Raw genomic sequence first — 11,699 nt, 5'->3', positions numbered from 1 at the left:
CTTAGAACCTGTTCATAGTCTGCTGCGCTTCGGCGATACGGCGTTGAAAACAACTTCGAAATGCTCATGTACCGCGGTACATTCCGCTTTCTCAGCCGTTTTCTCCTTGTCTCGCTCTTACTCAAAAGACTTTGAACAGGCTCTTAGGGCCTGTTTACGATCTCGCGAGCTAGGGCGAGACAAGGCGTTGTGGCTGAGAAAGCGGAATGTACAGGTGGCACATGAGCATTTCGAAGACGTTTTAAACGCTGTATCGCCGACGCGCAGCAGATCGTAAACAGGTTCTTAGCTATTGCGCGACGGCACCTTGCCTTCCAACTCCGACTTCTGCGTTTGCGCTTGCTGCAAGGCGTGCACGCTGTCGACATGAGCGTACACATCACAACGCAGCGCGCCTAGCGCCATCAACTGCTCGGCATAGCTGAAAAAGCCCACCCAATAACCGCGGGCGTGGCCGGGGTCCTTGAAATCCATATCGTGGGCGATCTTGCCGAGCAGGCCCTGATTCAGCCTATGCGGCTGGTCCTTGAAGAACTGGGCCAGGTGGGCGGCGCATTCGCGGCCATAGGCGCAGGCATCGACATAGTCGTCGGCCGGCGGCATCTGCCAGTGATGCGGCTGGCCGCGCTGCGGCAGATAACGGACGAAGGGCAGTTGGGTCGCTTGGTTTTCGTGGGGCTTGAGCCGGTAGAAACGGCGAGGGGGGAGGGTTTGGGACATATCGTTACTCCTGCATTCTGCTACGTGAGATCAACCCACTTTCCGGTTCCAATCGGGATTGGCGGGCACGAGACTGCAAGGTTGGAACACCGACCACGTACGAAATCGGCACGGCAAACGCCGTCCTTGCCGTCCGCGCCCGCCTTATGGGCGTGCAGACTGCAGGAACAATGGCCGCAAGAGCGGCCAGTTCGCAGTACGTGTAGATGGGGTTCCAATCCCAGTGCCGGTATTCGGCCGGCACCGCGCTATTGTGGCGGCAGAGGTGGGAGGGGTCAAGGCGGCGGGGTGGGGGAGATTTGGGACACAAGACTGTCGTTTGGAACCCGACCTCCAAGGTTAGTCGGCACGGCTAGGCCGTACGGCAGCTTGCACCCCTAGGCCAAGCTAATGGACGGCTGCTTGGATGGCAAGCCAGCACCATCGAGGCTTGACGCCAGGCGGGCGTTTCTGCGAATGGGGCTGTTTATCGCGGAGCCCGGCTTCTCACTGCAGTCTCAGGATATTGAGTGGCACCCAGCCGAATGCCTCGCCATCTTGCCGGCGACACCATAGCCAGCCATTCAAGGTTTTGGAGCCGAGCAGCCGCTCGCCCGCTTGGATATCCAATTCCTGTGCGGAATAACTGTCACGGGCTAGCGCTTTGCCGTCGATGTATTCGATCAGTTGACCGGGCACCCAGCCTCCTGCGGCTTGCCCCGGTGTCTCGCAAAAGTACCAATTCTCCCAGCCTTCCGGGCCTTCATATCTTTCGCCGACCAACAGCGGGGCACCCTTGGCGAAGCTGATGGGGGCCGAGTGCTCAGGGGTGTGGTTCTGGATGGCGATGTAGGTCTCAAAAGTCATGGTCATGGTGTCTCCTTTGCTTAGGGTTCCTGCTGACGATCTTTCGCATCTTGCCGGCGGCCTCAAGCCGGCTGCGCGGCTTCCAGCCTGGCCCGGCCGGGCAAGCCCGCGCGCCAGGCCGGCGGCGCTTCGGCGCTGGCCCAGTATTCCTCGATCTGGCTGATCAGCCCGTGTTCCAGTGTGAACAGGGAATTGGCGAAGTAGCGCGCCGTGCCGTGGTCCACCTGCGCCACCACGTGCCAGCGGCCGTCGGTCAGCAGATTGTCTTGCAGCAGGCGTATGCTCCAGCCCTCCGGATAAACGCGGTTGACGTGGACGATGGCGTCCGCGCCGCGGAAGCACTCGCCGCTGCAATGCCATAGCATCACGGCGTCGTCGCGCAGCAGGCGGCGCGCGCGCTCCCAGTCGCGGTCCTGATAGGCGAGGAAGAGTTGGGCGGCGATGGATGGCATGATCTTACCTCATGCTAGTCATGGGATGTTGATAATGTACAAAATCAAAATCCTTGTCAATACGCGGCTTTGGCGGGTTTTGGGGCGGAAGTTGTCAGATCAAATAGTCTGATGGCATCATGCTTTTACGACTAGATGAGGAGACAAGATGACGCACACATCCGCCTACCAGGCATTGACCCACACTTTCGCCCGCCTGCACCGCTTTAGCCACCTCGGCGCCATCGCCGGCTGGGATCAGGCGGCGATGATGCCGAGCAAGGGCAACGACGCCCGCGCCGCCGCGCTGGCGGAGCTGGGGGTGCTGACTCACGGCATCATCACCGCGCCGCAGCTGAAGGAGCAGCTGGACGCGGCGGAGCAGGAAAACCTGGACGAGCTGCAACGCGCCAATCTGCGCGAGATGCGCCGCGAATGGGCGCAGGCCAATCTGCTGCCGGCGGAGTTGGTGGAGGCCAAGACCCTGGCCGGCGCGCGCTGCGAGCACGCCTGGCGCAGCCAGCGCCCGGCCAATGACTGGAAGGGCTTTCTGGAAAACCTGCGCGAGGTGGTCAAACTGTCGCGCGAGGAGGGCCGCTTGCTGGCTGAGGCCAGCGGCGGCAGCCGTTACGACGCGCTGATGGACAAGTACGAGCCGGGGATGAAGAGCGCGGAGATCGAGCGCATTTTCGCCGAGGTGAAGTCCTGGCTGCCGGGTCTGATCGAACGCGCGCGCGCCAAGCAGGCGTCGGAAACGGTGATCGAGCCGGTGGGGCCGTTCGCGGTGGCGCAGCAGCGCGCCTTAGGCGTGGAGGCGATGAAGCTGCTGCGCTTCGACTTCGACGGCGGCCGGCTGGATGTCAGCAGCCACCCCTTCTGCGGCGGGGTGCCGGAAGATGTGCGCATCACCACCCGCTACCGCGACGATGACTTCGTCCAGAGCCTGATGGGCATTGTTCACGAAACCGGCCACGCCCGTTACGAGCAGAACCTGCCCAAGGACTGGCTGGAGCAGCCGCTGGGCCGCGCGCGCTCCATGGGCATCCATGAAAGCCAGAGTCTGTCCTTCGAGATGCAGCTGGGCCGCAGCCCGGCCTTCCTGCAGTTGATCGCGCCGCTGATCCGCAGCCATTTCGGCGAGCAGCCGGCGTTTGCGCTAGAGAATCTGCAACGCTTGTACAGCCGGGTGCAGCCGGGCTACATCCGCGTGGACGCCGACGAGCTGTGCTATCCGGCGCATGTGATCCTGCGCTTCGAGATCGAGCGCGCGCTGATGGACGGCGAGATCGAGGCCGAGGACATCCCGGCGCTGTGGGACGAGAAGATGATGGCCTATCTGGGCGTGGATACCCGCGGCAATTACCGCAATGGCTGCATGCAGGACATCCACTGGACCGACGGCGGCTTCGGCTATTTCCCCAGCTACACGCTGGGCGCGATGTACGCGGCGCAGTATTTCGCCAGCCTGCGCCGCGCCGAGCCGGAGCTGGACGCGCAGGTGGCGGCCGGCAATCTGGAGCCCATCTTCAATTGGCTGAACGCCAATATCTGGAGCCAGGGCAGCCGCTGGAGCACGGACGAACTGGTGCGGCGCGCCACCGGCGAGACGCTGAACCCGGCGCATTTCAAGGCGCACCTGGAGCGGCGTTATCTAGGTGTTTGATTCGGTATGTGTGCCATGAAAAGCGCGGCTTGGCCGCGCTTTTTCATTGGGACTGACTGAAAAACGCGTGGATCGCCACGGCCAGCGCTGCCGGCTGTTCCCATTGCAGCATATGGCCGGCGTCGGCAATCACGGTTTCTTGCAGTTGGGCGAAGCAGGCGCGACGCTGCGGCATGCTGGCGGCCACGCTCTTGGCCAGCGGGTGGTCGTCGGTGTCGCCGCCCAGCGCCCACAGCACCGGCGCGCTGATGCGCTGCCAGCAGGCCATCGCTTCCTCCAGCCGGTACAGCACCGGGTTGACCATTTTGTGGCGCGGGTCGGCGCGGTAGTAGAGGCCGTCGTCCCGCTGCCGGGTCAGTTCGCGCGCCAGCCATTGGGCCCGCTCCGACGTCAGCCTGGGGTTGCGTTCCAGCAGCTTGGCGGTCACGGCGTCCAGTGATTGCAAGTCGCCGAACTCGGGCGCCGCGCGGGTTTCGCGCAGCCAGCGCGCGTAGCGGCCAGGCGCTTCCGCCGGCTTGGTGGCGGCCAGGCCGAAGCCTTCGGCCAGCACCAGCTTTTCTATGCGCTCGGGGCGGGTGCCGGCGTAGATGCCGGCGACCATCGAGCCCATGCTGTGGCCCAGCAGCTTGACCGGCTGTTGCGGCGACAGCGCGTCCAGCAGCGCGTCGAGGTCGGCCAGGTAATCGGGGAAGTAATAGCTGCCGTGGTTCCAGTCGCTGTCGCCAAAGCCGCGCCAGTCCGGCGCCGCCACTTGCCAGCCGTCCGGCAACGCGTCCACCAGGAATTGGAAGGTGGCCGAGCTGTCCATCCAGCCGTGCAGCAGCACCAGCAGCGGCGCGTCGCGCGGGCCCCAGCGGCGCAGATGATAGCGGTGGCGGTTGAGGATCAGGGTTTCGGACTGGCTGAGACGTTGAATCGGCATGGCGGCGCGGGCGGTGGGACGAAAGCCCCAGTCTACCCAGAAACACGGCGAACCGGGAGGTCCGCCGTGCGCGTGGGAAGGAGCTTATTGATGGATGTCGGCGCGGTGCGTCTCCTTCAAGCCCAACAGGCAGACCACGAAGCTGACGCTGTAGACGATGACCGGATACCACAGGCCGTAGAGGATGTCGCCGGTGTAGACCACCAGCGAGAACGCCACGGTGGGGAACAGGCCGCCTATCCAGCCGTTGCCGATGTGATAGGGCAGCGACATCGAGGTATAGCGGATGCGGGTGGGGAACAGTTCCACCATGGTGGCGGCCAGCGGGCCGTAGACCATGGCGGCGATCAGGCTGAGCAGCACCAGCACCGCTATCACCATCGGGTAGTGGATCTTGTCCGGGTCGGCCTTGTCCGGGTAGCCGGCCTGTTTCAGCGCGGCCAGCAGCGCGGCCTTGTCGAAGCCGGTCAGCGTCTGTCCGCCCACCTTGATCTGGGTTTCGCCGCCGGCGGGCGCGGCTTCACGCTGGTAGGGCACGCCGTTCTTGGCCAGCAAGGCCTTGGCCTGGTCACAGCTGGTGTTGAGTTTGGCCTTGCCCACCGGATCAAACTGGAAACGGCAGCTGGCCGGGTCCGCCACCACCACCACCGGCGCCTGGCGCGCGGCGTTGGCGATGTCCGGGCTGGCGTAGGCGGTCAGCCATTTGAAGGCGGGAAAGGTCAGCAGAGCCGCTAGCAGCAGGCCGGTCAACATCACCGGCTTGCGGCCGATCCGGTCGGACAGGTAGCCGAAGTACAGAAATAGCGGGGCGGCGATCAGCAGGGAAACCACCAGCAACTGGGTGGCGATCTGTGAGTCGACCTTGAGGATTTGGGTGAGGAAGAACAGCGAATAGAACTGCGCGCAGTAGAAAGTGACAGCCTGGCCGCCGTTGATGCCGAACAGGGCGGTGAGCACGATGCGCAGATTTTTCCAGTTGGTGAAGGATTCGGTCAGCGGCGCCTTGGAGTGCTTGCCCTCGGCCTTCATTTTCAGGAAGGCCGGCGACTCGTGCATCGACAGCCGTATCCAGGTGGAGATGGCCAGCAGCGCCAGCGACAGCAGGAAGGGCAAGCGCCAGCCCCAGTCGTCGAAAGCCGGGCCGGTGAGTTTGCGGCAGGCCAGGATCACCAGCAGGGACAGCAGCAGGCCGGCAGTGGCGGTGACCTGGATCCAGCTGGTGTAGGCGCCGCGTTTATGGTCCGGCGCGTGCTCGGCCACGTAGATGGCCGCGCCGCCGTATTCGCCGCCTATCGCCAGGCCCTGCAACATGCGCAGCAGCACCAGCAGGATGGGCGCGGCGATGCCTATGCTGGCGTAGCCGGGCAGCAGGCCCACCAGGAAGGTGGACACGCCCATGATCAGGATGGTGGCGAGAAAGGTGTATTTGCGGCCTATCATGTCGCCCAGCCGGCCGAACAGCAGCGCGCCGAACGGCCGCACCAGGAAGCCGGCGGCAAAGGTCATCAGCGCGAAGATGAAGGCGGTGGTTTCATTGACGCCGGCGAAGAACTGTTTACTGATCACCGCGGCCAGCGCGCCGTACAGGAAAAAGTCGTACCACTCGAAAACGGTGCCCAGCGACGAGGCGAAGATCACTTTGCGCTCGGAGCTGCTGATCGTGTGTCCCGCCGTGGCGGCGGGCGTCAGGGTGCTGCTCATGGTGCTGTCTCCTCTTGGTGTGGCTTTGCGACAAGTTGTGGGTCGGGAAGTGGGCTTCCTCTGTTTGGGTGGGCCGATGTTGCGCAGCGCCGCTCAGTCCGGCGCGGGGCGGTCTTGCAAAATCATGCGGGAGGCTTTCTCCGCGATCATCAGCGTGGGCGAATTGGTGTTGCCCGAGGTGATGGAGGGCATGATGGAGGCGTCCGCCACTCTTAATCCGGATAGTCCGTGAACGCGCAGTCTGGCATCGACCACCGCATCGGTATCCTGTCCCATTTTGCAGGTGCCTACCGGATGGAAAATGGTGGTGCCGATGCGGCCGGCGGCGGCGGCCAGTTCCTCGTCGCTCTGGGCGGCGGGTCCGGGCAGGTATTCCTCCGGCCGGTAGCGCGTGAGCGCCGGCGCGGCGACGATGCGTCGGGTCAGCCGCAGCGCGGTCACCGCGACGGCGCGATCCTGCGGGTGGCTGAGATAGTTGGGCTGGATCAGCGGCGCGGCATCCAGCCCCGCGCCTCCGATGGCGACCCGGCCGCGGCTGAGCGGGCGTAGATCGCATACCGAGGCGGTGAAGGCGGGGAAGGGGTGCAGCGGTTCGCCGAAGCGTTCCAGCGACAGCGGTTGAACATGGTATTCCAGATTGGCGCGCGGCTGTTCCGGGCCGGATTTGGCGAAGGCGCCCAGCTGACTGGGGGCCATCGCCAGCGGTCCGCTGCGCCGCCACAGGTATTCCCAGCCCATGGCCAGCTTGCCGGTCCAGCTATTGGCCAGCTGGTTCAGCGTGCGCGCGCCGCTGACCTTGAACACCATGCGCAGTTGCAGATGGTCTTGCAGGTTGGCGCCGACACCGGGCAGCGCATGACGCACGGCGACGCCGTGTTCTTGCAGCAGCGCGGCCGGGCCGATGCCGCTGCGCTGCAACAAAAGCGGGGAGCCGACGGCGCCGGCGGCCAGGATGATTTCGCCGCGGCAGCGCGCTTGCCAGCGCTGCCGCTGTTGCAGGAATGCAATACCGATGGCGCGGCCGTCCTCCAGCAGCAAGGTTTCCGCCTCGGCATGGGTCAGTACGGTGAGGTTGGGGCGCTGGCGCGCGGGGCGTAGAAAGGCTTTGGCGGTGTTCCAGCGCAGCCCGCCCCGCTGGTTGACTTCGAAATAGCCGCAGCCGGCGTTGTCCCCGCGATTGAAGTCGTCCACTGGGGCGATGCCGCTCTGCTCCGCCGCGTCGCGGAAAGCGTCCAGAATCTCCCAGGACAGCCGCTGCCGCTCCACCCGCCATTCGCCGCCGTGGCCGTGCTGGGCGCGGGCGCTGTCGAAGTGGTCCTCCATGCGCAAAAAGTCCGGCAGCACTTCGTCCCAACTCCAGCCGGGGCAGCCCTGGGCCGCCCAGCCGTCGTAGTCCGCGGCCTGGCCGCGCATATAGATCATGCCGTTGATCGAGGAGCAGCCGCCCAGCACTTTGCCGCGCGGGTAGTTGAGGCTGCGCCCGCCAAGGCCGGGCTCGGGCGCGGTGCGCAGGCACCAGTCGGTGCGCGGATTGCCGATGCAGTAGAGGTAGCCCACCGGGATGTGTATCCAGGGGTAGTTGTCCTCGCCGCCGGCTTCCAGGAGCAGCACGCGGAGCCGCGGATTGCGCGACAGGCGGTTGGCCAGCAGGCAACCGGCGCTGCCCGCGCCGACGATGATGTAGTCGAATGTATCCGCCAATACCTGCATGCCGCGCTTTCCTATGACGTCAGTATCGCCACCATATAAGATCAAGCCGGGCCGGACTGGGAATAGCCAGAGCGGAACAATGGCTGTTAGTTTTCTAACAGCGGTGCAGTTGAAGCTTGCCATCGTTGTGTGCAAGCGCACCATAAACGCGAGGAGGGTGCAATGTTCGACTGGAACGACATCCGTTATTTTCTGGCCTTGCAGCGCAGCGGCAAACTGCTGGCGGCGGCCCGGCAACTGCGTACCACCCATGCGACAGTGGCCAGGCATATCGAGCAGTTGGAGCGGCAGTTGGGCCAGCCGTTGTTTGTGCAGCAGCCGGACGGATATCAGTTGACCGCGGCAGGCCGGCAGCTGCTGCCGCTGGCGGAGCAACTGGAAAACACCGCGTCCCGGATGCAGGACGAGGCGAGGGTGGGGCATGTGGAGGTGGCCGGCCTGGTGCGCTTGGGCGCGCCGGAAGGCTTGGGTTCCTTATTCCTGTCGCGGCACTTGCCGCGGCTGATGGCGCGCTATCCGGCGCTGGAGATCGACCTGGTGTCGGTGCCGCGCTTCGTCAGCATCACCAACCGCGAGGTGGACATCGCCATCGCGCTGGAGCGGCCGCAGGCCAATATGGTGGTGACGCGCAAGCTGACCGATTACTGCCTGGGCCTGTACGCGACGCCGGCTTACCTGGACGCGCATGCGCCGATCCGCGAGCGCGAGGACCTGGCCGGCCATCCCATCGTCGGCTACGTCGACGATTTGCTGTTTTCGCGCGAACTGATGTTCCACCGCGGCCTGTGCCGCAATCCGCTGATTAATCTGCGCTGCACCAGCGTGGTGGGTCAGCAGCAGGCGGCGCTGGCCGACGGCGGCATCGCGGTGCTACCGTATTATCTGACCTACGACGACGCGCGGCTGCGCCAGCTGCTGCCGGAGCTGCGCATCATTCGCTCCTACTGGATAAGCGGCCGCAGCGACATCCGCCGCACGCTGCGTTACCGGGTGGTATGGGATTACGTGGTGGATTTGTGTCAGCGCATGCAATGGTTGCTGATGCAACAGCCAACTCAGCAAAAAGAATCAATCAATGCGGGATAAGCTCACTTCATGAGAACGCTCTATCGCAACGGCGGTCCGGATTCGCCGTATTTGTGGCGGATGCTGCGAGTGCTGGACTACTTGTGGCGTCATCTGGATGGGCCGGTGCCGCTGGAAAGGTTGGCGGAGGAGGCCTGCTTGTCGCCCTTTCACTTTCACCGCGTGTATCGCGGCCTGATGGCCGAAACGGTGGGAGAGACCCGGCAGCGGCTGTTGCTGCATCGCGCGGCCAGGCAGTTGGACGGCGGCTCGCTGCCTTTGTCGAGGGTGGCGGCGCGCGCCGGCTACGGTGGCACCGCGGCCTTCGTCCGGGCCTTCGCCAGGGCTTACGGTGAGAGTCCGGGCCGCTATCGCCAGCGCAGAGCGTTCATTTCTAGGCAAGACTGGGAGACCGTTATGCATGAAGTGACATTGCTCAAGCAGGACAAGGGGCTGAAGGTGCTGATGCGCCGCCATGTCGGCAGTTATATGGAAATCGGCCAAGCTTTCGGCGCTTTGCAGGCCATCAGCCCGGGTTGCGCAGTCGGCGACGCGCCAGGTCGCATATTCGGGATGTACCTGGATGACACGGAACAGACGGAGGAGGCCAAGCTGCGCTCCATCGCCTGCGTGACTGTGCCGGATTCCTGGGAGGAGCGGCCGCTGCCGGATGGGTTTGAATGGGGGGAGATTCCCGCCGGAGAGTACGCTTGCGTGACGCATCTTGGGCCGTACGCGGAGCTGTCCACGGTCTGGTCCTGGCTGTACCGGCACTGGTTGCCCGGCAGCGGGCGCGCGCTCGGCGGCGTGCCGTGCGTGGAAGAGTATTTGAATTCGCCTTACGACAATCCGCCCACCGCCTTGCGCACTCGGCTGATGTTGTCGCTGGTCTGAGAACCTGTCTACGATCTGCTGCGCGTCGGCGGGGTGGATAGAAATGGGCGTTGAAACTGAACTCAAAATGCTCATGTACCACTTGTACATTCCGCTTTTTCGCTCGTTTTCGCCTTGTCTCGTCTTAGCTCGCGAGATCGGAAACACGTTTTGACCGCGCTTGTGGTTCGGCCATGAAAAAACCCGCGCCGTTTGGCGCGGGTTTTGCCGTAAAGGAGGCCTGACGACGTCGGGTCTTAACGGGATACGTGGTAGTTCGGCGCTTCCTTGGTGATCTGCACGTCGTGGACGTGGGATTCCTGGATGCCGGCGGAAGTGATTTCCACGAACTCCGCTTTCTCGTGCATGTCGGCGATGGTGGCGCAACCGAGGTAGCCCATCGAGGAGCGCAGGCCACCCACCAATTGGTGGATCACCTGGCCGATGGAGCCCTTGTACGGCACGCGGCCTTCGATGCCTTCCGGCACCAGCTTTTCCACATTGCCTTCGTTGTCCTGGAAGTAGCGGTCGGACGAGCCCTGGCTCATCGCGCCCAGGCTGCCCATGCCGCGGTAGGACTTGTAGGAACGGCCCTGGAACAGCTCGACTTCGCCCGGGGCTTCCTCGGTGCCGGCGAACATGCCGCCCAGCATTACGCAGTTGCCGCCGGCGGCCAGCGCCTTGGAAATATCGCCGGAGAAGCGGATGCCGCCATCGGCGATCATCGGCACGCCGGTGCCCTTCAGCGCTTCGGACACATTGTGGATGGCGGTCAGCTGCGGCACACCCACGCCGGCCACGATGCGGGTGGTGCAGATGGAGCCGGGGCCGATGCCGACCTTGACGCCGTCGGCGCCGGCTTCAACCAGCGCCAGCGCGGCGGCGGCGGTGGCGATGTTGCCGCCGATCACGTCCACTTGCGGGAACTGCTGCTTGACCCAGCGCACGCGCTCGATCACGCCCTGGCTGTGGCCATGGGCGGTGTCGACCACGATCACGTCCACGCCGGCCTTCACCAGAGCGGCAACGCGCTCTTCGGTGTCGCCGCCGGTGCCGACCGCGGCGCCCACGCGCAGGCGGCCTTGGTTATCCTTGTTGGCGTTGGGGTGTTCGCTGGTCTTGATGATGTCCTTGACCGTGATCAGACCCTTCAGCTCCCAGGCGTCGTTGATCACCAGCACACGCTCCAGGCGGTGGGCGTGCATCAGGTCGCGGGCTTCGTCGATGCTGGCGCCTTCCTTGACGGTGATCAGGCGCTCGCGCGGGGTCATGATGGAGCCGACGGTCTGGTCGAGGCGGGTCTCGAAGCGCAGGTCGCGGTTGGTGACGATGCCGACCACCTTGCCGTTTTCGATCACCGGCAGACCGGAAATCTTGTGATGGCGGGTCAGCAGCACCAAGTCGCGCACCAGCATGTCCGGGGCGATGGTGATCGGATCCTTGACCACGCCGCTTTCATGGCGTTTCACCTTGGACACTTCGCTGGCTTGTTGCGCGGCGCTCATGTTCTTGTGCACGATGCCGATGCCGCCTTCCTGGGCCATGGCAATGGCCAGACGGGCTTCGGTCACCGTGTCCATGGCGGCGGACACCAAGGGCAGTTTCAGGGTGATGTTGCGGGTAAGCTGGGTGGAGAGGACTACGTCGCGCGGCAGAACTTCGGAGTGGGCCGGGACGAGGAGAACGTCGTCGAAAGTATAGGCTTTCTCGATGATACGCATCTTGGCGTTTCCTTTGCGGCAAAGCGGCATTATACCGAGGCATTGTC

Annotated in this window: 10 protein-coding genes; 3 read left to right on the top strand and 7 right to left on the bottom strand. The window is 64.3% G+C overall.

The window, feature by feature from the left end; all coding sequences use genetic code 11:
* Positions 1-285: 285 nt before the first annotated feature.
* The 3 genes from VI26_RS22735 to VI26_RS22725 all read right to left on the bottom strand — a co-directional run bounded on the left by VI26_RS22735 (position 286) and on the right by VI26_RS22725 (position 2,018).
* A complete protein-coding gene (locus VI26_RS22735) occupies positions 286-720 on the bottom strand; it encodes a hypothetical protein (protein WP_048412029.1) in 435 nt (144 codons plus the stop codon).
* Positions 721-1,206: 486 nt separating this feature from the next.
* Entirely contained in the window at positions 1,207-1,572 is a 366-nt protein-coding gene (locus VI26_RS22730; RefSeq protein WP_197081575.1) for an SH3 domain-containing protein, read from the bottom strand.
* A gap of 56 nt (positions 1,573-1,628) precedes the next feature.
* Entirely contained in the window at positions 1,629-2,018 is a 390-nt protein-coding gene (locus tag VI26_RS22725) for a nuclear transport factor 2 family protein (protein WP_048412028.1), read from the bottom strand.
* A gap of 148 nt (positions 2,019-2,166) precedes the next feature.
* Here VI26_RS22725 and VI26_RS22720 point away from each other — a divergent pair, with 148 nt between their 5' ends.
* A complete protein-coding gene (locus VI26_RS22720; protein WP_048412027.1) occupies positions 2,167-3,660 on the top strand; it encodes a carboxypeptidase M32 in 1,494 nt (497 codons plus the stop codon).
* Positions 3,661-3,703: 43 nt separating this feature from the next.
* Here VI26_RS22720 and VI26_RS22715 read toward each other — a convergent pair whose 3' ends face one another.
* The 3 genes from VI26_RS22715 to VI26_RS22705 all read right to left on the bottom strand — a co-directional run bounded on the left by VI26_RS22715 (position 3,704) and on the right by VI26_RS22705 (position 7,993).
* Positions 3,704-4,582, bottom strand: a complete 879-nt coding sequence (locus VI26_RS22715; RefSeq protein ID WP_048412026.1) for an alpha/beta fold hydrolase — start codon at positions 4,580-4,582, stop codon at positions 3,704-3,706.
* An 84-nt stretch (positions 4,583-4,666) separates the two neighbouring features.
* A complete protein-coding gene (locus tag VI26_RS22710; RefSeq protein WP_048412025.1) occupies positions 4,667-6,283 on the bottom strand; it encodes an MFS transporter in 1,617 nt (538 codons plus the stop codon).
* A gap of 93 nt (positions 6,284-6,376) precedes the next feature.
* Positions 6,377-7,993 (bottom strand): GMC family oxidoreductase, encoded by a 1,617-nt coding sequence (locus tag VI26_RS22705; RefSeq protein WP_048412024.1) that lies wholly within the window; start codon positions 7,991-7,993, stop codon positions 6,377-6,379.
* Positions 7,994-8,155: 162 nt separating this feature from the next.
* Here VI26_RS22705 and VI26_RS22700 point away from each other — a divergent pair, with 162 nt between their 5' ends.
* Both VI26_RS22700 and VI26_RS22695 read left to right on the top strand, forming a co-directional pair.
* Complete coding sequence (locus VI26_RS22700) at positions 8,156-9,079, top strand: LysR family transcriptional regulator (protein ID WP_048412023.1); 924 nt, start codon at positions 8,156-8,158, stop codon at positions 9,077-9,079.
* A gap of 9 nt (positions 9,080-9,088) precedes the next feature.
* Positions 9,089-9,952 carry a GyrI-like domain-containing protein gene (locus VI26_RS22695; RefSeq protein WP_048412022.1) on the top strand — a complete coding sequence of 288 codons (864 nt, stop codon included), beginning with the start codon at positions 9,089-9,091 and terminating at the stop codon, positions 9,950-9,952.
* A gap of 236 nt (positions 9,953-10,188) precedes the next feature.
* Here the strand turns inward: VI26_RS22695 and guaB are convergent, their stop codons facing one another.
* On the bottom strand, positions 10,189-11,652 hold the full coding sequence (gene guaB / locus VI26_RS22690; RefSeq protein ID WP_048412021.1) for an IMP dehydrogenase: 1,464 nt from the start codon (positions 11,650-11,652) through the stop codon (positions 10,189-10,191).
* Positions 11,653-11,699 lie beyond the last annotated feature (47 nt).

It is taken from the genome of Chromobacterium sp. LK1 (assembly GCF_001043555.1).
In the GTDB taxonomy this organism is placed as follows: Bacteria; Pseudomonadota; Gammaproteobacteria; order Burkholderiales; family Chromobacteriaceae; genus Chromobacterium; species Chromobacterium aquaticum.
This window is presented reverse-complemented; position numbering and strand designations above follow the sequence as displayed.